This window comes from Nonomuraea sp. NPDC052116 (genome assembly GCF_040680035.1).
GTDB lineage: Bacteria > Actinomycetota > Actinomycetes > Streptosporangiales > Streptosporangiaceae > Nonomuraea > Nonomuraea angiospora_A.
On the sequence record NZ_JBFAWA010000005.1, the window covers coordinates 85,771 to 107,314 of the forward strand.

Annotated in this window: 21 protein-coding genes; 11 read left to right on the plus strand and 10 right to left on the minus strand. The window is 69.9% G+C overall.

Translation table 11 applies throughout. The features are described 5' to 3' along the window. Nucleotides 1–12: 12 nt before the first annotated feature. The 3 genes from AB0L65_RS10680 to AB0L65_RS10690 form a co-directional block, all read right to left on the minus strand. Nucleotides 13–747 carry a phosphocholine cytidylyltransferase family protein gene (locus AB0L65_RS10680; RefSeq protein ID WP_364243039.1) on the minus strand — a complete coding sequence of 245 codons (735 nt, stop codon included), beginning with the start codon at nucleotides 745–747 and terminating at the stop codon, nucleotides 13–15. Nucleotides 748–824: 77 nt separating this feature from the next. Further along, on the minus strand, nucleotides 825–1,433 hold the full coding sequence (locus tag AB0L65_RS10685; RefSeq protein WP_364243042.1) for a DUF5941 domain-containing protein: 609 nt from the start codon (nucleotides 1,431–1,433) through the stop codon (nucleotides 825–827). Between the two features lie 11 nt (nucleotides 1,434–1,444). Beyond that, nucleotides 1,445–2,860, minus strand: a complete 1,416-nt coding sequence (locus AB0L65_RS10690; RefSeq protein WP_364243044.1) for a CDP-alcohol phosphatidyltransferase family protein — start codon at nucleotides 2,858–2,860, stop codon at nucleotides 1,445–1,447. 111 nt (nucleotides 2,861–2,971) lie between these two features. Here AB0L65_RS10690 and AB0L65_RS10695 point away from each other — a divergent pair, with 111 nt between their 5' ends. Together AB0L65_RS10695 and AB0L65_RS10700 are read left to right on the plus strand one after the other, a co-directional pair. After that, complete coding sequence (locus tag AB0L65_RS10695) at nucleotides 2,972–3,724, plus strand: IspD/TarI family cytidylyltransferase (RefSeq protein ID WP_364243047.1); 753 nt, start codon at nucleotides 2,972–2,974, stop codon at nucleotides 3,722–3,724. 41 nt (nucleotides 3,725–3,765) lie between these two features. After that, nucleotides 3,766–5,502 carry a CDP-glycerol glycerophosphotransferase family protein gene (locus tag AB0L65_RS10700; RefSeq protein WP_364243049.1) on the plus strand — a complete coding sequence of 579 codons (1,737 nt, stop codon included), beginning with the start codon at nucleotides 3,766–3,768 and terminating at the stop codon, nucleotides 5,500–5,502. On the opposite strand, the gene AB0L65_RS10705 is transcribed toward AB0L65_RS10700, so the two are convergent. After that, nucleotides 5,497–6,516 carry a glycosyltransferase family 2 protein gene (locus AB0L65_RS10705; protein WP_364243052.1) on the minus strand — a complete coding sequence of 340 codons (1,020 nt, stop codon included), beginning with the start codon at nucleotides 6,514–6,516 and terminating at the stop codon, nucleotides 5,497–5,499. The genes AB0L65_RS10700 and AB0L65_RS10705 overlap by 6 nt on opposite strands. Before the next feature lie 80 nt (nucleotides 6,517–6,596). Between AB0L65_RS10705 and AB0L65_RS10710 the strand changes: the two genes are divergently transcribed. From AB0L65_RS10710 to AB0L65_RS10730, 5 genes are all read left to right on the plus strand, one after another. Beyond that, nucleotides 6,597–8,039: an LCP family protein gene (locus AB0L65_RS10710; protein ID WP_364243055.1), complete on the plus strand. Its 1,443-nt coding sequence runs from the start codon at nucleotides 6,597–6,599 to the stop codon at nucleotides 8,037–8,039. Between the two features lie 32 nt (nucleotides 8,040–8,071). Further along, nucleotides 8,072–8,419 carry an STAS domain-containing protein gene (locus tag AB0L65_RS10715; protein WP_364243058.1) on the plus strand — a complete coding sequence of 116 codons (348 nt, stop codon included), beginning with the start codon at nucleotides 8,072–8,074 and terminating at the stop codon, nucleotides 8,417–8,419. A gap of 59 nt (nucleotides 8,420–8,478) precedes the next feature. Next, entirely contained in the window at nucleotides 8,479–9,378 is a 900-nt protein-coding gene (locus tag AB0L65_RS10720; protein WP_364243061.1) for a GNAT family N-acetyltransferase, read from the plus strand. A 14-nt stretch (nucleotides 9,379–9,392) separates the two neighbouring features. Next, nucleotides 9,393–10,217, plus strand: a complete 825-nt coding sequence (locus AB0L65_RS10725) for an LLM class flavin-dependent oxidoreductase (protein ID WP_364243063.1) — start codon at nucleotides 9,393–9,395, stop codon at nucleotides 10,215–10,217. Between the two features lie 200 nt (nucleotides 10,218–10,417). After that, a complete protein-coding gene (locus AB0L65_RS10730; protein ID WP_364243066.1) occupies nucleotides 10,418–11,161 on the plus strand; it encodes a hypothetical protein in 744 nt (247 codons plus the stop codon). 15 nt (nucleotides 11,162–11,176) lie between these two features. Here AB0L65_RS10730 and AB0L65_RS10735 read toward each other — a convergent pair whose 3' ends face one another. The 4 genes from AB0L65_RS10735 to AB0L65_RS10750 form a co-directional block, all read right to left on the minus strand. Beyond that, nucleotides 11,177–11,992, minus strand: a complete 816-nt coding sequence (locus tag AB0L65_RS10735; RefSeq protein WP_364243069.1) for a hypothetical protein — start codon at nucleotides 11,990–11,992, stop codon at nucleotides 11,177–11,179. An 82-nt stretch (nucleotides 11,993–12,074) separates the two neighbouring features. Continuing rightward, nucleotides 12,075–13,208, minus strand: coding sequence for a hypothetical protein (locus AB0L65_RS10740; RefSeq protein WP_364243072.1), 1,134 nt, complete (start codon nucleotides 13,206–13,208; stop codon nucleotides 12,075–12,077). A gap of 268 nt (nucleotides 13,209–13,476) precedes the next feature. Further along, nucleotides 13,477–14,328 carry an ankyrin repeat domain-containing protein gene (locus AB0L65_RS10745; RefSeq protein ID WP_364243075.1) on the minus strand — a complete coding sequence of 284 codons (852 nt, stop codon included), beginning with the start codon at nucleotides 14,326–14,328 and terminating at the stop codon, nucleotides 13,477–13,479. Between the two features lie 194 nt (nucleotides 14,329–14,522). Continuing rightward, nucleotides 14,523–15,791, minus strand: a complete 1,269-nt coding sequence (locus AB0L65_RS10750) for an MFS transporter (protein WP_364243078.1) — start codon at nucleotides 15,789–15,791, stop codon at nucleotides 14,523–14,525. 99 nt (nucleotides 15,792–15,890) lie between these two features. Here AB0L65_RS10750 and AB0L65_RS10755 point away from each other — a divergent pair, with 99 nt between their 5' ends. Beyond that, the gene (locus tag AB0L65_RS10755) at nucleotides 15,891–16,976 is read left to right on the plus strand and encodes a helix-turn-helix domain-containing protein (protein ID WP_364243081.1); all 1,086 of its coding nucleotides are present in this window, start codon (nucleotides 15,891–15,893) and stop codon (nucleotides 16,974–16,976) included. 76 nt (nucleotides 16,977–17,052) lie between these two features. Here AB0L65_RS10755 and AB0L65_RS10760 read toward each other — a convergent pair whose 3' ends face one another. Both AB0L65_RS10760 and AB0L65_RS10765 read right to left on the minus strand, forming a co-directional pair. Further along, entirely contained in the window at nucleotides 17,053–17,469 is a 417-nt protein-coding gene (locus tag AB0L65_RS10760) for a VOC family protein (protein WP_364243084.1), read from the minus strand. 100 nt (nucleotides 17,470–17,569) lie between these two features. Next, nucleotides 17,570–18,262, minus strand: a complete 693-nt coding sequence (locus tag AB0L65_RS10765) for a C39 family peptidase (RefSeq protein ID WP_364243087.1) — start codon at nucleotides 18,260–18,262, stop codon at nucleotides 17,570–17,572. Between the two features lie 297 nt (nucleotides 18,263–18,559). Here AB0L65_RS10765 and AB0L65_RS10770 point away from each other — a divergent pair, with 297 nt between their 5' ends. The 3 genes from AB0L65_RS10770 to AB0L65_RS10780 all read left to right on the plus strand — a co-directional run bounded on the left by AB0L65_RS10770 (nucleotide 18,560) and on the right by AB0L65_RS10780 (nucleotide 21,480). Continuing rightward, nucleotides 18,560–19,009 (plus strand): lamin tail domain-containing protein, encoded by a 450-nt coding sequence (locus tag AB0L65_RS10770; protein ID WP_364243090.1) that lies wholly within the window; start codon nucleotides 18,560–18,562, stop codon nucleotides 19,007–19,009. 133 nt (nucleotides 19,010–19,142) lie between these two features. Beyond that, complete coding sequence (locus tag AB0L65_RS10775; RefSeq protein ID WP_364243092.1) at nucleotides 19,143–19,697, plus strand: YceI family protein; 555 nt, start codon at nucleotides 19,143–19,145, stop codon at nucleotides 19,695–19,697. A gap of 469 nt (nucleotides 19,698–20,166) precedes the next feature. Further along, nucleotides 20,167–21,480: a UDP-glucose/GDP-mannose dehydrogenase family protein gene (locus AB0L65_RS10780; protein ID WP_350728341.1), complete on the plus strand. Its 1,314-nt coding sequence runs from the start codon at nucleotides 20,167–20,169 to the stop codon at nucleotides 21,478–21,480. Nucleotides 21,481–21,544: the final 64 nt, after the last annotated feature.

Consider the following 21,544-nt stretch of genomic DNA (forward strand, 5'->3'; position numbering starts at 1 on the left):
ATGCGCGCCCCCTCAGTAGCGGACGGCTATGGTACGAGCCTTCGCCAGGTCGTCGTGGTTGTCCACCTCGACCCAGTCGACCTCGCCGATGGGCGCGGCGTGGATGACCTCGCCGCGCTCGACCATCTCCTGGTAGCCGTCCTCGTAGTAGAGCTGGGGGTCACGCTCGAAGGTCGTCTTGAGCGCGTCGGCCAGCAGGTCGGCCGCGCCGGGCCGGATGAGGGTGGCGCCGATGTACTCGCCGTACGCCTCGGCCGGGTCCATCAGCTTGGTGATGCGGCGCAGCGAGCCCTCCGGCGAGAGCGTGACCTTCATCTCCTCGTCGGCGAGCTTCTTGACGTTGTCGACGGCCAGCAGGATGCCGCTCGTCTCTGGGGCGGCCAGCAGCGTCTTCTCGACCGAGACCGGGTGCACGGTGTCGCCGTTGACCAGCAGCACGCCCTGGGAGAAGTAGTCGCGGGCGCACCACAGGGAGTAGGCGTTGTTCCACTCCTCGGCCTTGTCGTTGTGGACGAGGGTGAGCTTGACGCCGTGCCGCTGCTCCAGGGCCTCCTTGCGGTCGTGGACGGCCTGCGCCGCGTAACCGACGACGACCACGACCTCCCGCAGGTCCACCGCCGCGAGGTTGCGCAGGGAGATGTCCATGATCGTGGTTTCGCCGTCGACCGGCACGAGCGCCTTCGGCAACGTGTCGGTGTACGGCCGCAGACGTCGTCCGGCTCCAGCGGCCAGAACCATTCCCAGCAACGTGCACTCCTCAGTCGAGCATGTCTTCGTGAGCCCAAAGAGTATTCGTCTTTGGGCCCTGAGCGGGTAATCCGGCGTTAGTCTTGCGTTCCCGTATCGGGTGTTTCCACCCCGGAACGGGGCGCGGCGAGCCAGCACGTGAGGCTCTCCCAGCCGAAGAACGCCCACAGATAGAGCGCGAGCAGCAGATAGCCGCTGGTCAGCCAGCCCGTGAGGGCGACCAGCGAGACCACCATCATCCGGCCGTCCCAGCCGAGGCCGAACGTGGACAGCCACGCCGGTGCGTACACGTGCTGCCGCAGCCGGTAAACAAGATCATAGTGGTGGAACGCCAGCGCGCCGAGCAGCAGGAAGATCACCACGGGGTGCACCTCGTGGGCGAACCCGCACGCCGCGACGAAGGTGTACTCGATGAGCCGCAGGATCGGCGGGACGAGCCAGTCGAACCTGCCGTCGTGCGCGTGCGTGCTGCCCGGCCCGGCCAGCAGCAGCGTCACGGCGGGCGCGAACACCGCGAGCCCGTCCGTGCCCGCCACGCCGAGCAGCAGCAGCACGCCCGTGACGAACGTGCCCGCGATCACCGGCGGCAGCGGCGGGAGCTGCCCGGCCACGAGCAGGCCCATGGCGCGCGAGAGCGGGCCGTCGTCGCGGTAGGCCACGACCGTGCTGCGGGGGACGGGAGTCATGTGGACCGAAATCACCGTGCCGACCTCGCGATCCGTCCGGCGAGCTGATAGAGGGCCGCCACGCCGCCCCAGCAGAGCAGGGACAGGAACGTCACTCTGGCGTTCCAGCCCGCGGCGGTGACGGCGATCAGCGCGGTGCGCTCGCCGATGGGCAGCACGACGCTCTTCTTGAGCCAGCGGGCGATCGCGTCGCGCTCCAGGCGCTGGGCGATCCCGAGCACGCCCCGTGCCCGGCTTCCGTCGGCCGACTCCAGGAGGGAGCGCGCGGGGCGCCCCCACTGCGCGCCGACGCGGGCGGCGTCGGTGCGGGCCCCGGCGTACGTCTGGTCGATGGCGTGCCTTACGACCTGGAGGATCATGGCGGCCACGGCGAGCTGCCAGATGCCGGCGCCGGCGAAGCCCAGGGCCAGGCCGACGTAGACGGCGTACTCCTTCAGCCGGTCGGCCATGCCGTCGGCCCACGCCCCCAGCGGCGAGAACGTGCGCGTGTAGCGGGCCAACTGCCCGTCGAGGCAGTCGAGCGCGAACGACAGGTAGAACAGCAGCGCCCCCGCCAGCCGGCCGGCCTGGCCGCCCTCCGAGAACCAGAGGGCCGCCAGCGCGGCCATCCCGATCGAGGCGCCGGTGACGGTGTTGGGGGCCAGGTTGAGCCGGACCGCCGGTTTGAGCAGGTGGCGCGTCCAGGTGGAGACGAAGAAGGTGGCGAAGAAGCCGTCGTCCGCCTTGATGGACAGGTCGAGCCTGACCTTGGCCTCGTCCACCTCGGCCAGCCTGGCGACGGCGGTGTCGGCGGCGTGCTGGCCGGTCACCCGGTCGGCGTGCAGCGGCCCGATCGCGGCCGCCCGCACCGACACGCCCGATCTGACCAGCCCGACCAGGAGCAGGTCGACGGCCTCGACGGGGGTGACCGGGCCGAGCTTGCCGGTGTCGGCCAGCTCGGCCAGCTCCTCCGCGATGTCCGCCAGCGCGCCCAGGTCGGCCTCGCCCGCCTTCAGCACGCCTCTGAACGTGGCGTTGGCCTCGGGAACCACGTGGAACGAACTGCCCGCGGCGACGATCTTGCCTCCTTCGACGCGGACGGGCGGCCGCATGGGCGCCGCGGCGGCGTCATGGGAGATCAGGGCCCCGCTGCCGCGCGCGGGGTGGTCGAGCAGCAGCGCCAGCGCCTCGGTGTGGGCCACCAGGTCCGCGGGGAGCACGGCCACCGCTCCCGTGGAGATCCGGGCGATCTTGGCGACGCCTCTGAGGTCGGCTCCGAGGCCGCCACCCGGCGTCACCACCTGGATCTCCCGGACGGGCAGCGTGGCGAGCTGGTCGGTGACGCGGTCGAGCAGGGTGACGTCGAAGCTGGAGAGCTTGCATGCCGGGGTCGTGGCGAGCACGACGACCGATGTGGCCGTGGTCTCGCGGGTCAATGAGTCGGGCAAAGCGCAGGTCTCCTCCCGGTCGCGCGGGAGCCGCGTGGCTTGGGGGTGCGTAGGCACAGCGTAGCGACAGGTCAAGGCGGAATCACGGAACAGGACCGTTACGCTGCCGATATGGATTCACGGTTGCGGTCGGTCGGGGTGCTTCTCGCGGGCGGCGTGGGGCAGCGGATCGGGATGGACACCCCCAAACAGCTCATCGAGGTCGCGGGAAAGCCGATCATCGAGCATTCGCTGGCGGTGTTCCAGAACGCGCCGGAGATCGACGAGATCGTGGTGCTGATGACGCCCGGCTACACCGACCGGATCCGCGAGATCGTGGACAAGGGCGGCTACGACAAGGTCAGCAAGGTCGTGGAGGGCGGCGCGAGCCGTACCGAGAGCACGTGGCTGGCCCTGGGGGCGCTGGGCGCCGAGGAGTGCAACGTGCTGCTGCACGACGCCGTACGCCCGCTCGTGGAGCCCCGGATCATCACCGAGTGCGTCAAGGCGCTGGAGACCCGTTCGGCCGTCAACGTGGCGATCCCGAGCTCCGACACGGTCCTCGTGGCCGTGCCGGGCCCCGGCGGCGAGGTGATCGGCGACGTGCTGGACAGGTCGGTGCTGCGGCGCAGCCAGACGCCGCAGTGCTTCCGGCTCTCGGTGATCCGCGAGGCGTACGAGCGGGCGCTGGCCGACCCCGGGTTCGCCGGCCGCCAGGCCACCGACGACTGCGGCGTGGTGCTGCGTTACCTGCCCGACGTGCCGATCCACCTCGTGCCGGGCAGCGAGCACAACATCAAGGTCACCCACCCCCTCGACCTGCGGATCGCCGAGCTGCTCTTCCAGCTCGCCGCAACCCCGCCGATCTCCGACTTGCCCAGATAGGTCGCAGACGTTTGACCTGAGAGTTGTTACTGTGCGATCACATGAGGAGACTCATCGTGATCGCGGCTCTGCTCGGCTGCTACCCCACGCTGTTGTGGTCGGCCCTCTGGCCCGCTCCGGTGGTGTTCGGGGCGATCGCCGTGCTCTCCTACGCGATGGAGTACGCGGCCTCGCGCGCCGCCAGGCCGCTGCCCGAGCTGCTCGGCAGGGTGCACCTCGGGGTCACGCTGCGCTTCGCCGCCAGGGAGACCATGGCGCTGCTGCTGGTCGCGCGGATGGCGGGGGTCGACTCGCCGTGGTTCGTGGCGCTGGCGTCGGGCATCTTCGCGATCCACGTGGTGCGGGCCGGGCACACGGCGCTGGCGCTGCGGCTCAAGGGGACGCTCAGCCGGATGCCGGTGACCACCCGCAACCTCGACGTCTCGGCGCTGCGCATCCCAAAGATGCCGCCGCCGTCCCTGCGTGACAGCCGCAGCATGCGTTTCCTCTACCTCGACGCGCTGCCGGTGGTCGGCGCGGCCGTCGGCGCCGTGCCCGCCGCGATCGGCGCCGGTCTGGCGGTCCTGCTGGGCATCGCGGGAGCGCTCGCGCTCCTCCCGTACGTGCGCCGCGCCACGCCGCTCACCGACAAGGCCAGGGTGCTGGCGGTCGTGGGCGAGCAGGTCGAGAAGTACCGGCCCGAGGTCATCCTCTACTTCTCCGGCGCCACCGCGGCCGCCTACCAGGCCAGGATGTGGCTGCCCACGCTGGAGCGCATCGGCCGGCGCGCCATCGTCGTGCTGCGCGAGCGCGGCATGGCCAACCACCTCGACGCGACCACGCTGCCGATGCTGTGCATCCCGTCGGCGGCCGACCTGATGAGCTTCCGCGCCCTGTCCAGCGCCAAGCTCTGCCTGTACGTCTCCAACGTCGGCAGGAACGTCCACATGCTGCGCATCCCGACCCTGCGCAGCGCGTTCCTCAACCACGGCGACAGCGACAAGGAGGCGTCGTTCAACCCGTTCTCCCGGGTGTACGACGAGGTGTGGGTGGCCGGTCCCGCGGGCCGCGACCGCTACCGCCGGGCCAGGGTGGGCGTCAGGGACGAGAGCATCCACGAGGTCGGCCGGCCGCAGCTCGAAGGCATCTCGACGGAGGGGCCGGAGCTGCCGTACCGCACCGTCCTGTACGCCCCCACCTGGGAGGGCTGGAACGACGACCTGTTCCACACGTCGCTGATCACCATGGGCCCGCGCATCGTGCGGGCGCTGCTGGACCACCGGCCGCGGGTGCGCGTGATCTACAAGCCGCACCCGCTGACCGGCCACCGCGACCGCAGCGCCGGCCGCGCGCACCGGAAGATCGTGGCCATGATCGAGGCGGCCGAGCTGGCCAAGTCGAAGGCCCGGCACCCGTCGCGGGCGACCGGGGAGACGCCGCGGATCGAGCACCTGATCGTCACCGGCCCCGAGCCGCACCTGTACGACTGCTTCAACCGGTGCGACCTGCTGATCAGCGACATCTCCAGCGTCGTGGCCGACTTCCTGGCCAGCGAGAAGCCGTACGCGGTGACCAACGTCGCCGGCCTGGACGAGCGCGCCTTCCACGAGCGCTACCCGAGCACCGAGGCGGGCGTGCTGATCGGGAAGGACCTGGCCGGGCTCGCGGAGTTCCTCGACGGGGAGGACTCGCTGGCCCGGGCCAGGATCAAGCTCAGGAGCTACCTGTTCGGGGCGGAATATCCGGACGCGCTGACCCGCTTCGACGCCGCCGTCGAGCGGGTCTTCGCCGGGTCATGAACCGGGCGGCCTGGCCAGCTTCTTCGGGCTGGTGAGGAAGCCCCAGCCCCAGGAGCAGTGCATGGCGGCGTACACGATCGGCAGCCGCAGCCGCGTCCCCGGGGACAGCCCGCTGCCCGTCAGCGCGGAGCCCGCCGCGATGGCGACGGCGTAGCCGCCGGGGACGATGAGCGCCCAGGGGAAGAACGGCGAGACGACCAGCCCCAGCAGCATGGCCAGCACCGCGGCGGGCGGCGCCAGATAGCGCAGGTTGATCGTGCCCTCGTGGGTGCGCGCGACCACGCGCCGCCACCTGCCGTAGTGGAAGTACTGCTTGGCCAGGGCCTTGACGTTGGGGCGGGGACGGTAGGAGACCCGCATGCGCGGCTGGAACCAGACCAGGCCGCCGCTCTGGCGGATGCGGTGGTTCATCTCCCAGTCCTGCGCCCGCTGGAAGTGCTCGTCGTAGCCGCCCACCCGGTCGAGCGCCGAGCGGCGGAAGACGCCCAGGTAGACGGTGTCGGCGGGGCCCGCGGTGCCGCCCACGTGGAAGGCGGCGGCGCCCACGCCGATCTTGGACGTCATGGCGCAGGCGACGGCCTGCTCGAACGGCGTGATGCCCTCGGCCGCCATGACGCCGCCCACGTTGTCGGCGCCGGTCTCGGCCAGCGTCTCGACGGCGACGCGCAGGTAGTCGGGGGGCAGCATGGCGTGCCCGTCGACCCGGGCGATGATGCCGTTGCGCGAGGCGGCGATGGCGGCGTTGAGCGCGTTGGGGGTGCGGCCCGTCGGATTGGGCACGACCGTCACCCGTGGATCGGCCGCCGATATGGCGTCGGCGACCTCCTGGGTGCGGTCCTGGGACGGACCCACGGCGAGCACGACTTCAATCTCACCTGGGTAGCTCTGGGCGAGGACCTGGTCGACGGCCTCGCGAAGGTGCCGCTCCTCGTTGAGGACCGGCATGACGACGGAGATGGGGGGCCAGGCACGCGTCTCCGCGGGGGCCTGCGGCGAGTCGGGGAACTGCTTCATGGCGGGGCTCACGCTACTGTACGACCAGGGGAGTCGGGCAATCGAAAGCCTGATCCCCCGGGTGACAAAAGGGGGACGGGATGCGCGACCCGGGCGAGGAGGACGGCGGTGTGCTCGTGGGCGGTGACGCCTACGGCGGCGTCAAGCTCGCGAACCCGCGTCCTCGCAGGCCGCTCAGGAGCGCCAAGGCCCGCCGTCGCAACGTGTTCGTCGCCGGGTTCCTGTCCACCGGGGTCCTGGTGGCCACCGGCGTGGTGTGGGCGACCCCGCGCCAGATCGGCACCGTCGACGCCGGGGTGACCGTGCCCGCGGCCCGCGGCGCCGAGAACATCCTGATGGTGGGCGTCGACAAGCGCGACGACCTCACCCGCCAGCAGCAGAACCGGCTCAAGCTGGGCCGCGAGTCCGGCCAGCGCACCGACACCATGATGGTCATCCACCTGTCGGAGGACCACAAGCGGGTCACCGTGGTGAGCCTGCCGCGCGACACCTGGACGACGATCCCCGGCAAGGGCGAGCACAAGATCAATTCGGCGTACCAGCTCGGCGGGCCCAAGCTCACCAAGGAGGCCGTCGAGGCCGCCACCGGGCTGCAGATCAACCGCTACATCGAGGTCAACATCCTCGGCTTCATCGACGTCGTCGACTCCCTCGGCGGCGTCACCGTCTGCACGCCCGTGCCGATCAACGACCCCAAGACCGGGCTCAACCTGCCCGCCGGCACCCACCAGCTCCAGGGTGTGCAGGCGCTCGGCTACGCCCGCACCCGCGCCACCGCGCGCTCCGACCTCGACCGCATCGACCGCCAGCAGCAGGTCATCTCGGCCCTGCTCAACCGGGCGCTCAGCGCCGACACCCTGGCCAACCCGGCCAAGCTGGCCTCGTTCGTCAACTCCACGCTGAGCACGGTCAAGGTCGACCCCGACGACGGGCTCCTCGGCCTGGCCACCCAGATGCGCGACGTCTCGCTCGACGACGTGCGCTTCGCCGAGGTGCCGCTGTCCAACGTCGACTTCAAGGCGCCCACGGGCGAGTCCGCGGTCCTGTGGGACAAACCGGCCGCCCGCGACATGTTCGCGCGGATCAACGCCGACCAGGACCTGACCAAACCCGCCGCCTCCCCCTCGCCCACCCCTTCGGTCAAGCCGTCGGCCATTCCGCCCGGCAGCATCACGGTCAAGGTCAAGAACGGCACGCTCGTCACCGGTCTCGGTGCCCGCACCAAGGAGGGGCTGGTCGCGTACGGCTTCAAGGTCCCCGGCCAGCCCGGCAACACGACCAAGAAGGACTACAAGAAGACGGTCGTCCATTACGGCCCGGGGCAGGAGGACGAGGCGAAGGTCGTGGCCGCCGCCATCCCGGGCGCCGAAATCGACAAGGCCGACATCAAGGGCATCGAGGTGATCATCGGCGGCGATCAGCCGAAGATCGCGAAATCCAAGTCGGCTTCCATACCGTCAGCGAAACCGAGTGTTACACCGACCACCAAAACGGCAATGCAGAACATATGTAAGAAACAGTAATAACAGTCGGCGGTTCGGCAGGTGAAGCCCTCATGGTGGTCAGGTCGTGGCGGGAGGACCCCTGTACGGTGCTGCACGTCGTGGGCGACCTCGACGTGGCAGGCGCCCCCCGGCTGCGGGACGAGCTCGAACAGGCCATCGCCGCCGCCGGCCCGCTCAACCTCGTCGTCGACCTGACCGAGGTCCCGTTCTGCGACTCGGTGGGACTCGGGGTGCTGGTGGCCACGCTCAACCACGTCCGGCGCGTGAAGGGCCGCCTGATCCTGGTGCTGGCCCCCGGCATGATCCGGCACCTGCTGACGATCACCAACCTCGACCGGCACTTCGAGACGCGCGAATCGCTCGGCGAGGCGTGTTCGGCCTTCGGCAGCGCCGCCTGACCTCGATCGGGCCTTGATGGGGACGGTCTGAGTGATCTCTTCCGTGCGAGAACATGGTCATGTCATCACGGGCACCCCTCGCCACGGCGGCCGCGGCCGGGGAGAGCCCTTCAGGTGTGGAGGCCTTCGCGTTGTTCGACCAGTTCCCCGAGCCGGGGCGCTCCCAGCTCGCGGCCGCCTTCGACGAGGGCAGGACCCGGCCTGAGTGGTGCTTCGTGAAGGGGCAGGCCCGCCTGGCGTTCTGGGCGCCCTTCCCGGGCTCGGAGCCGGTGACCATCTGGCAGTTCGACCCGGGCCCCGACCCGGTCGCCGCCGCGGAGTTGCTGAGCGGCAGCCTGCGCACGATGGGGCCGAGCAAGATAATCCACGACATCTCGCTCAAGCCGGGGCTCGACCCCATGGTCGACCGCGCCGTGGAGCACGAGGCCCTGACCCTCGCGGGGTTCGTCATGGAGGTCGAGCGGCTGGTGCTCGAATGGGTGGCGGGCAACGACGTCCCGGTCGACCCCGGCCGCCTGACGTACCGCCCCGCGCGCCGCATGGCCGCCGACGAGGTGATCGACGTCCTCGTACGCATCTCGGAGGGCTCGCTCGACTACGACACGCGGATCGAGGTGGCCACGTCGGGGGCCGAGCACGAGGCCCGATGGATGTACGACGACCTGATCAACCGCAAGGGCAAGCCCGACTGGTTCGTGATCGGCCACCTGGGCGACTCCCCCGTGGGCCTGGTGGCCCCCGACGACCACTCGATCGCGTACATCGGTGTGGTGCCCGAGCATCGCGGCCACGGCTACGTCGACGACCTGCTGGCCAGGGGCACCCGCACGCTGGCCGAGGCGGGCGTGCGGCGCATCGTCGCCGTCACGGACGTCGCGAACGTCCCGACTGCCGACGCCTTCCTGCGTGCTGAATACTCGGAGGTCGGCCGGTTGTTCCGCTATTACTGGAGGGCATAGTGAGACTCGGAGTCATGTTCGACCGGGACCTTCCTCCCGAGCAGTTGATCCCGTTCGCCAAGGCGCTCGACGAGACGTCCGTGGACGACCTCTGGGTGGTGGAGGACCTGGGCTGGACCGGGGGAGTCTCGTCGGCCGCCACCGCGCTCGCCGTCACGTCCCGGCTGCGGGTCGGCATCGGCATCACGCCCGCTCCCCTGCGCAACCCGATGCTGCTGGCGATGGAGCTGGCCAACCTGGCCAGGGTGCACCCCGGGCGGCTGGCCGCCGGGATCGGGCACGGCGTGGGCGACTGGATGCGCCAGGTGGGCGCCGCCCCGTCGTCGCCGCTGGCGCTCCTGGAGGAGACGATCACGTCCGTTAGCGCGCTGCTGCGCGGCGAGACGGTCACCCTGCACGGCAGGTCCGTCCACCTGGACGGGGTCACCCTGGTGCACCCGCCCGCCACGCCCCCGCCCGTGCTGGCCGGGGTGAAGGGGCCGCGCTCGCTGGCCCTGTCGGGCCGGGTCGCCCAGGGGACGATCATCCCGGAGGGCGTCGGGCCCGCGCAGCTGCCCGGGATCCTGGACCAGATCGGGGGCCCCGCGGATCACGAGCTCGTGGTCTTCTCCTTCCTCAACACCGAGGCCGAGGTCCCGGAGAGCGCCCGGGCCCTGGTGGCGGGGCAGGCCGGCTTCCTCGGGGTCGCGCCCGAGGAGGTGGCGATGGCGTCGGGGTCTCCTGAGGCCGCGGCCGAGCACGTCAAGGAGCTGTGGGCGGCCGGGGCCGCCACGGTGGCCGTGCGGCCGCTGGGGCCGGACCCGCTGCGGCACGTCACGGCCCTGCTGTCGGCCCTCTGACGCGCGTTCCCTGCGTTCTCCAGGCTTGACGCGCGTTCTCCAGGCTTGACGCGCGGTCTCCTGGCCTGACGCTCGATCTCCGGGCTTGACGCGCGGGCTCCGGGCCTGACGCGCGTTCTGGCCGAAAGGCCGATGGCGGCCCGCCCGTGTTCGGCCGGACGGTCGATGGCGGGCGGGCGGCGCTCGGCCACCATGGCGGCATGAGCATCTCCATGAGGCGAGTCGTGGCGACAGGGGTGACGTTGGCGGCGGCGCTGACGTTGACCGGGTGCAAGGTGGACCTGGACGCCGATGACGTCCACACCGCGCAGGCGTTCCCGTTCACGGGCACCGCGCTGAAGATCAATGCCTCCCTGGGCGGCGTGCGCGTCCTCCAGGGCACCGGGGGCCGCGTCGAGGTGGAGCGGTGGGTACGCGGCAAGGCCGCCGACGACGGCAACGCCACCTGGTCCCTGCGGGACGGCACCCTACGCCTGAGCGCGAACTGCACCATGGTCTTCGGCGACTGCGGCGCCCGCTACCACGTCAAGGTCCCGCCCGGCGTACCGCTGTCGATCGAGGCCGACGACGGCGTCATCCTGAACGGCCTCGCCCAGGACGTCGACGTGGTCAGCCGGGACCGCATCCAGGTCTCGGGCGCCGCGGGCAAACTGCGGCTGCGCAGCGAGGGCCCGATCACGGGCGAGGGGCTGAAGTCGCCGAGCGTCCGGTGCCGGACGTCGGACGGCGCGATCGACGTGTCGTTCGCCAGCCCGCCCACCGCCCTCGACCTGCGCTCCAGCGACGGCCGGGTGATCGCGACCGTGCCCAGGGCGGCCTACGCGATCACGGCCCGCAGCACGGACGGCACCGAGCGCTCGGAGCTCGAGGACGACGCCAAGAGCCCCAACACCATCAAGGCCGTGAGCGGCACCGGAGACGTCCGCATCCTCCGGGCCCGGTGACCTCGTTCACCGCGTTCACTGCCAGATGGCGGCGTACAGCCCGTTCTCGGCGTTCACCTGGACCGGGGCCAGCCCCTTGGCCTTGAGGTCGTCGAACCGCTTCTGGTAGCCGGAGGAGGTCATGTCCACGTAGTGGGCCCAGGACCTGACGCCGTCCTTGCGCCACACCGCCGTGTACGTCCCGTCGGGCGCCACGGCCACCTTGACCGGCCGGAACCCCTGCTTCTTCTTGGCGTAGAACGCGGCCTCGTGCTGCTGCCGGGACTTCCCGTACGTGTAGTACCAGGCCCCGCCCGTGTTGACCGTCCACACTCCCACGTACCGCAGGTCGTCCGGGGTGCCGTACACGTCGACCGAGGTCAGCGCGAGCCCCTGGGCGGTGGCCCGCTTGTTGGCGGCGGCGAACTGGGCGGGGGTGAGGTTGGACCTGGCGAAGAACTTCCCGCGCCGCTTCTCGAAGACGGCCGTGAACACCGGCGCGTCACCCGGCCCGGTGGCGGAGACGGAGACCGGCTGCGCCCCCTCCTTCAGCCCCTGGTCGAACCGCTGCTGGTACTCCTCGGCCGACATGCCCTGCCAGATGCCCCAATTGGCCGGTGAGCCGCCCTTGACCCACACGGCCGCGTACCGCTCCCCGTCGGAGACGTTCACCGTGACCGGCCGCAAGCCCTGGTCCCTGAGCTGCTTGACCCGCGCCACGCTCTGCTCGGCGGTGAGGCCGTGGTAGGCGACCCAGGCCGGACGCGCCTGCGCGCCGGCCGGGGGCGCCACCACGGCCACCGGGGCCGTCATCCCGATCAGTAATGCCGCGATCTTGCTCGTGGTCCGCATGACCCTCCCGTGCTTTTACGCGTTCATGGGGATTTCGGACCGACCATAACAGCCTTAACTGACCACCCGCTGGCAGCTCCGATCAGCCGACCTTCTCGAACGGGGTCGGCGTCTGGCCCGTCCAGCGGAAGAGCTGGGCGTGGCCGGTGTACTTGCTGACCCCGCCTTCCGTGACGGTCCCGGACTTGGACACGTAGTAGCGTCCCCCGCCGAGCGAGATCAGGCCGTACTCGCCGCCGAACTCCCAGCCCCTGACGCCGGTGGCCTCGTGCTGGAGCCCGCCCGGCGCCAGCGTGAGCAGCCGGCCCCGCTCGGGCTGCGGCTGCCCGACGATGTCACCCTCCTTGGGCCGCACGCGGCCGTCCACCATGAAGAACGAGTAGTTGGGGAACTGCGGCTTCTTGCCCTTGTAGACGGCCATCATCCAGTTGCCCGTGAAGTCGTCGTACTCGAGGTTCTGCACGCCGTAGGTGGTGTTGCCGGTGTACGCGAAGTACTTGCCGTCGACCTGCTCGGGGCCGCTCTTGTGCGGGTCGCTCTCGGTGAGCGGCTTCTCGTACTTCTTCCACCGCTCGATGTCGTACTGGAGGAGGACCTGGTAGTCGTTGTCGGCCCGGGTGGTGTTGGAGTAGATCCCGTACGCCACGGTCAGCAGCTGCTTGCCGTGCTTCTTCCCGAACTCGGGGCCGAAGGACACGCCGTCGATGCCGCTGCACCCGTACCGGTGATCCGGGGTGTTGCCCACGTTGCCGTCGAACTTGCCGTCGCCGTTCATGTCGGCGGTGTAGTCGGCGACGACCTCCTTGAGGTAGACCGTCTTGACGACGTCACTGGTCTGGGCGTCCATGCCCATGCTGGTGATGCGGTCGACGTCGAAGATCGCGATGTAGAACGACTCCTGCTCCTTGTACTCGAGGGAGCCGTACACCCGGCCGTCCTTGGCGTTGAAGTCCAGATCGCCGAGGTGCCCCGTGAAGCCCCTCACCGAGCCCACGGGGTTGCCCTTGAGGTCGGTCTTGACAAGGACATTGGTGAAGGAGAAGTACATGTACCCCTTGCGCTCGTCAATGGCGATCCCCTGGACGTGCCCCTCGGTCCAGGCACCGCCGTAGATCTCGTTGGGCAGCTCTGGACGGCGGTCGTCGGCGGTGGCCGGGGCGGCGAGCAGGCCGAGCGATGCGGTGGCGACCACGGCGAGCGTCAGGACTTTGCGCATGTTTGCGTACCCGTCTTCAATTAGGGATCAGACCGAAACCTGACGCTATACCGACCGAATGCCGCTGTCTGACATATGCGTGAACTGGCAGTGAAGTCACCCCGAACTGCCATTCATGGGCTCCGGTGACGGCCCCTCCTTGTTCCGAGGGGCCGATCGGCGGCGATGGCGTTGGCAGGAGAATGCCCAAAGCCTGGGCCGATGTGCACGAACTGGTGGCCTCCGCCGCCGGCACACGACTGCGTAGCGGCGGAAACCGTCGCGGCGATCAGTGCCGGCGGTTGAGCAAATCGACGATCGTCTGGCGCCCCATGCTTTGCGCGATGTCGAGTGGTGTGGTGCCCACCGGGTAGCTCTCGAACGGCTTCGTCAGGCCGCGCCCAGGGTCTGCGCCCGCCGTGAGCAGGACATGCGCCACCTCGGCATGGCCGTTCTCCGCCGCTTCGTGCAGCGGGGTGAACCCGTAGTTCTCGGTGATGTTCGGGTTCGCTCCGGCCTCGAGCAGCAGCCGTACCGGATCGATATGACCATGGCGGCTGGCGTAGTGAAGCGGGGAGACCCCGTCCTTGTCGCGCGAATCGAGATCGACCCGCTTCGTCGCGATGAGCAGCTCGGTGATCTCAGCGGTCCCCCGCGAGGCTGCGTGCGACAACGGGCTCTGCTTGTGGGAGGTCACCCGCTCAACGTCGATCCCCGCCTCGATCAGCATGCGCGCGATGGCGACGCAGTCATCGTACAAGTCGTCCGGGTGGGATCCGATCTGCGCGCGGATCTCGTCGCGACCGGTGAGAACCGTCTCGACGCCGTCGCGCACCACGGTGACCTCGATGGCCACCGGCCGGTCCTTGGTCTGCTGGATCACATGGTGCAGCGCGGTGAATCCGCCCGTGGAAGCGCCCCCTGGATCCGCACCCGCCGCGAGCAGCGCCTCGACGCCCGCTCGGAACGCCTCGTGGGCCGCAGCCAGCAGCGCCGTCCAACCCCGCTCGTCGGCGGCGTTCACATCGACCCCGGCCGCTATCTGCTCTTTGAGGCCCTTCAGGTCCCCCGAGTACGCGGCGTATCGCAGAGTGTTCTCCCGCGAGACGTCGCCGGAGTCCGTTAAGCCGATATCTGCCATATGTTGTCCTCTCCTGCTGTTGCACGTGACATCTCGTCAAAGTCAAGGATGATCTCATAGGTGAGTGCCGTCCAAAACCTGGCGATGCCGTGGCAACCGTCAAGGTGCACTGGCCTGAGCTTGCGGCTGTTCCGTGGGGGATCCTCAACCGGAACACCCGCCAGCCGAGATGCGCCCCAGGTCAACGTCCGCCACTACTTCAAACCATCGCCAGAGGCGATCGCCGAGCCTGCTCGCGCCTGGCGGCGGCAGTCGCTGAGCCGCGTTCCTTGATCCTTCTCGGTGGCAACGGCGGAGGCGGACACGAGCGTCGCGGCTGCGAGGCTGCCCCAGAGGGCTGCCGAGCCGTGGGGTGCGAGAGCGGTGATGACCGCCGGGGAGACGGCGAGGCCGAAGCCCGTGGAGAGCTGGAAGCGGGCGAGGGCGCGTCCCAGGAGATGGGCCGGGGCGAGGGCGGTGACGAGCGCGGTGGCGCTGCCGGCATAGATGATCTCGCCGATGGTGCAGACCACGGACACCGCGGCGACGGCCGGGGCACCCCAGCCGTGTCCCAGTGAGGTGGCCGCGAGGAAGCCGAGGTAGGACGCGGCGAGTACCACGCCGGCGACAGCCAGCACGGTCCGCCGGGCGAAGCGGGACATCAGGACCGTGATCGGAACCTGCAGGGTGACCACCAGCACCGTGTTGGCCACGAAGATGGCTGCCGACCACACCGGGGTTGCGTGCAACTGTGTCACCAGGACCAGAGGGAGCGCGATTTCGGGGACGTTGAGGCAGAAGACGTAGACCACGTTGGCGGCCAGCAGCGCGCGCATCCGGGGTGCGGGCCCGTCGGGCCCGTCCTTGGCCGGGGTAGCGGCCGGATGCGCGTGCAGGTGGACCGACCACACCAAGGCCGCCGCGGCGAGATAGGCGAGCCCGGTGACGGCTGCCAGCACCTGCAATGCGGCGGTGCCGCCCGCCAGGCACGCGGTGGCGAGGAGCGCGCCCGCGCCCAGGCCGGCGTTGCGCAGGGCGCGGCCTCCCGCGAGAGCGGCGTCGCGTTCCCGGCCGTGGGCGACCGTGGCCACGAGAGCTGCGTGGGCGGCCGGCCATGCCTGGTTGCCGATGCCGAGGAAGAGCGCCGCCGTCGCGAACAGCCAGACGTTCCCGGCCGGGGTGGCCAGCAGCAGCGCCACGCCCAGCACCCGCACCAGCATCGACGCCGCCACGACCGTGCTGCGTGCGCCCCGGTCCAACCATCGGCCCACCGCGGGCATGCACACCAGCCCCACGACGACGCCGACCGTCATGGCGATGCCGGTGGCCGGCGCGGACAGCCTCAGCACAGTCACCCCGTAGAGCAGCAGGAAGGGCCGCAGCAGGCCGGTGCCGAGCGCGTCCACGCCCAGAGCGACGGCATAGCGGGGGCCTCCGGAGGCACGGACGAGGGCGCGGGGCCGGATCTTGGTGGTGGTTGCCATGGCGTCAACAGTGCGTTCGGCCGCCGGGCCGACTGTGTCGGTTGACGGACACCGTCAACCGACGCGGTCGTCGGCCATCCGACCAGCGATGATGAGGGGATGACGTTGAGGATCGACATCAGCGGGATGCCGTCCGGGCGACTGCGGTTCGCCGCCTCCCCGCTGGCCGAGCTGACCGCGATGCTGCACGTGCTGGCCGAACCCGGGCATCACCCGCAGCTCGCCGGCTGGGCCGGGGACGTCTGGGCTGGGCTGCGGCCGGAGCTGGCCGAGCGGCTGCGGGAGGCGGAGTTCCTCTGGCGTTCCTCACGAGCCGACTTTCTGGTCCCCGCTCGTCCTCGGCCGACCCTCGCCGAGGAGTTGGACGATGTGGACCGGATCGACGATGAAACCTATGTGACCGCCGCGCTCATCACCACGTGCGGCAGCAACCGGGTCCACTTCGCCGCGCCGTCGCCGCTCACCGACGCGACGGCGCGCGAGCGGGCCCTGGATCTGGCCCAGGCCCGCGGCGCACTCCAGGAGGCCTTCGCGGAACGGCTGCTCACGGACCCGGCCGCCGTGCGGGCGCGGGTGCGCGACACCCTCGAACAGTGCGCCGAGGCCTTCTTCGACGCCGCCTGGACGGGCGTCGCCGTGCAACTCGCCACCGACCTGCGCGTGAAGAACGACCTGCTGAAGCGCCAGGGCATCGGGGCGGCACTCACATCGGTCTCCAGCGCCGTCACCCTGGCGCAGGACGGCACCTGCATCATCCTGGACAAGCTGCAGGACAAGGCGACCGCCGCCCACGACACCGGGGTCACCTTCCTCCCCAGCGTCTTCGGCCACCCGCATCTGGTGGTGGTCCACGCGCCCGGGTGGCAGCCAGTGGTGCAGTACCCCGTGGCCGAGGCAAGTCCGTCAGAGCCGGTATCGCTGGAAACGGTCACACTACGGCTGGAGGCACTCGCACATCCGGTACGACTGCGGCTGCTGCGCACCCTGGCCCGCGGCCCGCACACCACCGGTGAACTGGCCCACGCCTGGGAACTCTCACCCCCGGAGGTTTCCCGCCACCTAGCTGTCCTGCGCCGCGCGGGCCTGCTCACGGCCCGGCGGCACGGTCGTTACGTCCGTCACACCCTCAATCTCCCCGATCTGATGGCGCTGGGCGCCGACCTGCTGACGGTCGTACTGCGCTGAGTGGCTTCGACCTGCCAGAACGCGGGCGGTGATGGTGATCTGGGCAGTGCCGCTCGCTTCTTACCGGAACCCCTGGTTACCCTGAGGCGCCGAGCGCGACCAGCTCGATCTCGAAGCCGTCCCCATCCTCCAGATAGGCCGCGTAGTGCCGCTCCCCGCCCGCGTACGGGTGGCGATCGGGGAACATCAGCGTCCAGCCGTTCGCGGGCGCCCGCTCGGCCAGCGCGTCCACCTCGGCGCGGCTTCCCACGTGGAAGGCCAGATGGTTCAGCCCGGGGCGGCAGCGGTCGTGCCGGTCGGCGCTGAGGGCGGGCGACTGCTCCAGCACCAGGTACGTGGCCCCCAGCCGCCAGCTGCGGCCGTGCTCCCAGTCCTGGTACAGGGTGTAGCCGAGCGCCTCCAGCAGCCACTGCCAGCTCGCGACGGCTCGCGGCAGGTCGGGCACCCAGATCTCGACGTGATGCAGCATCCCGGTCGCGGGCTCCCCGCTCATCCCGTACGCACCCCTTCCCGCTCCCGGTCGTGGGCCCCCGCTCATCCCGTACGCCCCCCTTCCGCTCCCGGCCTTGGGCGCACGGCCCGCCCGCGTCGCCTCAGAGCTTGGAGATGTAGTACATGTTGCCGCCCGGCTGGAGGATGGCGGCCAGGACGGAGGTCTTGATGGTGTGGGTGCCGCCGGTCGGCTTCCACGGGTCGTACACGGTGACGGTGCCCGCCGTCTTGTCGTAACCGTAGGCGATGATGGCGTGGCCGACCCTGGTGCCCTTGATCTTGCCCTTGTTCCAGGGCAGCTGCTCCATCCACACCGCGAGCACCGGCGCCCGGCGCAGGTCCCCGATGTTGCCGGAGACCCGGTTCATGAGCACGACCGCGTTGCCGTCCGCGTCGGTGGGGCTCGTGACCTTGTAGCCGCGCGACTTGAGGTAGGCGTTGACCACCGGCAGCGCGTTCACACCCTTGGTGCCGGCGGCGGCCGTGGTCTTCATCTTCTTGGCGAGGGTCGACTGGCTGACGTTGACGCCGAAGGTCGACAGGCTCATCGACGACGAGGCGGGGACGCAGAAGTAGTTGGTCTCCTGGCGCTGGCCCTTGAGGTTGAGCTGGTACTTCAGGGGCGTGAAGAGCCCTTTGGGCGTTGCGGCGACGGAGGACGAGGGGGACGGGGAAGGGGTGGGAGTCGGGGTGCCGGGGGACGCGTAGGCCGGTGACGCGGTGGTGAAGCCCAGGACGGCCACGGTCACGGCTGCGGTGAGGGCGGCGCCGGTCCCCGTTCTACGGTTCTTCACTTGATCACTCCACACATGCGCGGCTGACAGTAGTCAGGGACCGTAGTTGATCTGCCAAGAGTGTGCAAATGGTGGCGCATGGTGACATAGGGGCATACGGGACATTCGCGACACGGTCGAATGCTGAGCGCCTTACGCGAGACGGCCGGACACGGAGCGCCTTTCGCAAGACGGAGCCGGACGCGGAGTGCCTTTCGCGAGATTGGCCGGATGCGGACGCCGTTGATCGCCAACCCGGCAATCACAGCAGCCGTCCCATTGATGTCACGTTCCATCTCTAGCCATATGGAGCCCGCAGTGCTCAAGCGTCTCCTCGCGGCGATCGGCGTCGCCGCCGTGGTCCTGCCGTCGGCCGGTACACCCGCCCAGGCCGCGACCCCGGTCGTTCAGATCGTCAAGGTCTACTACGACTCGCCAGGGTCTGACCGGGGCGGCAACGTCTCGCTCAACGGCGAATACGCGGTGCTGCGCAACATGAGCAGGCGAACCATCCAGCTCGAGAACTGGATCCTGCGGGACGAGACCGGCTACAAGTACCGATTCCCCAGCTTCACCCTCAAGCCCGGCAAATCAGTGACCGTACGCTCGGGCCAGGGAAGCAACACCTCGACCACCCTGTACTGGGGTCGCAAGTGGTACGTCTGGAACAACGACGGGGACACGGCCGGCCTCTACCGGAGTAGCGACCTCAAGAAGATCGACGGCTGCACCTGGGGACGCGGCGGCATCTCCACCACCTGCCCGTAGGTTTCACCACGCCGACGGACACGCCCTCCAGTCAGAAGCGGCATCCCCACCACCTACCAGCAGGTCTTCGCCACGGCGGCGGACACGCCCCTCGGTCGGAAGGCGGATGCGTGGTGCGAGTTAGCCTGGCAAGGTGAGCATTACCGCTGGTAGCTACACATTCGGACCCGATTCCGGCCGCCTCCTCATCCACACGACCCGCACCGGACTGGGCGCCAAGGCCGGCCACGATCTCACCATCGAGGTCACGCGCTGGAGCGGCGACGCCACAATCGACACCGCCGCCCCGGCCAACTCCTCGCTGACCATCGAGGTCGACGCGGGGTCGCTCGAAGTCCGGACGGGGACCGGCGGCATCAAGCCGCTCACGGACTCCGACCGCGAGGAGATCGAGCGAACCATCCGGGAGAAGATCCTGCACACCGGCCGCCATCCGGCGATCACCTTCCGATCGACGCGGGTCGACGGGACCGCGGAGTCGTTCCACATCGAGGGCGACCTCACCATCGTCGGGGTGACCCGGCTGGTGACGGTCCAGGGCATGGTCGCCGATGACCGCGTACGGGGCTCGGCGGCCATCGTGCAGTCCCGGTGGGGGATTCGACCGTATTCCGCGTTCTTCGGCGCGCTCAAGCTGAGCGATGAGGTCGAGGTACGGTTCGACGTCGGCCTCGCGGCAAAGGACTGAGCTCGGACCGGTCCCATCTTCCCGAGTCCACGAGCAGGGCCTCGTGGCGGCCTCAGCGCCGTGCTTCTCTCCATGGCTCGCGTGCTCAACGAGTCGGCGGAGCGGGGTTTAGCTGGGGGTTTGGGGGCCGCGCCCCCAATGTCACTGCCCGAGCCCCCGGCGCGAAGCGCCCTGCCGCGAGGACCGCGCCGTTGGGACGGGGGTTCGGGGGGTTGCACCCCCCAATGTCACAGCCTGAGCCCCCCTGCGAGGACTGCGCCTTTGCCCTCGGCGCGAAGCGCCCCCCAAACGAGGACCGCGCCGTTGGTCTCGGCCTGATCTTCTTGTCGGTGACGGCGTAGAGGGTGTCAGATATCCGGAGGTCCGACCTTCTTGTTACTAGTCGGTACGGTTTGCGAAGAGGTGCAGGTGGCACGTACGAGGTAGCTAGGGCCGGTAGCATGCCTGCGCGATCGAAAGGAGCTCACTCGTGCCATATCGCCTCACGGTGATCGGGACCGGATACCTGGGCATCACCCATGCGGCGTGCATGGCTGATCTCGGATTCGACGTCCTGGGCCTTGATATCGACGCCGACAAGATCCGCAGCCTCAACCAAGGGGAGCTCCCGATCCACGAGCCCGGGCTCGAGCCTGTGCTCCGCCGCGGGCTCGAATCCGGCCGCCTCCGCTTCACCACCTCGTACGAGGAAGCCGCCGCCTTCGGCGACGTGCACTTCGTCTGCGTAGGCACTCCCCAGAAACGCGGCGAATATGCTGCGGACGTCACGTACATGGACAACGCGATCGAGTCCCTCGCCCCGTTCCTCGACCGCCAGTGCCTGGTCGTGGGCAAGTCCACCGTGCCCGTCGGCACCGCCGAGCGGCTCGCGGACAAGCTCACCCGCCTCGCGCCCGCCGGTGGGCAGGCCGAGCTGGCCTGGAACCCCGAGTTTCTGCGGGAGGGGTTCGCGGTGCAGGACACCATGCACCCGGATCGCATCGTGGTCGGCGTTCGCACCGAGCGAGCGGAGAAGGTGCTGCGCGAGGTGTACGAGCCGCTGGGCGAGGTTCCGTTCGTGGTGACCGATTTCGCCACGTCCGAGCTGGTCAAGACGGCCGCGAACGCGTTCCTGGCCACCAAGATCTCGTTCATCAACGCGATGGCCGAGGTCTGCGAGGCCGCGCACGCCGACGTCAAGCAGCTGTCCGAGGCGCTGTCATACGACGACCGGATCGGCGGGCGGTTCCTGAACGCGGGCCTCGGGTTCGGCGGCGGCTGCCTGCCCAAGGACATCAGGGCGTTCATGGCGCGGGCCGGGGAGCTGGGAGCGGACCAGGCGCTGACGTTCCTGCGCGAGGTGGACGCCATCAACATGCGGCGGCGCGCCCGCATGGTCGACCTGGCCAGGGAGCTGGCCGGAGGCTCGTTCCACGGGTGCACCGTGGGTGTGCTGGGCGCCGCGTTCAAGCCGAACTCGGACGACATTCGCGACTCCCCCGCGCTGGACGTCGCCGTGACCATCGGCCACCAGGGCGGACAGGTCACCGTGTACGACCCGATCGCGCTCGACAACGCCCGTAAGGCTCACCCCGAGCTGAACTACGGCGAATCAGCCCTGGACGCGGTACGGGGAGCGCACGTGGTGCTGCTGCTCACCGAGTGGCAGGAGTTCGTGGAGCTCGACCCCGAGGAGCTGGGAGCCGTGGTGGCGACCCGGCGCATCGTGGACGGGCGTAATGCCCTGAATGCCGAGACGTGGCGGTCCGCCGGATGGCACTACCGCGCCCTCGGCCGCCCCTGACGGATCAATCCCCCGCCTAAGACCTACCGGCCCCCGCCCCTGACGGACCTATCCCCCGCCTACG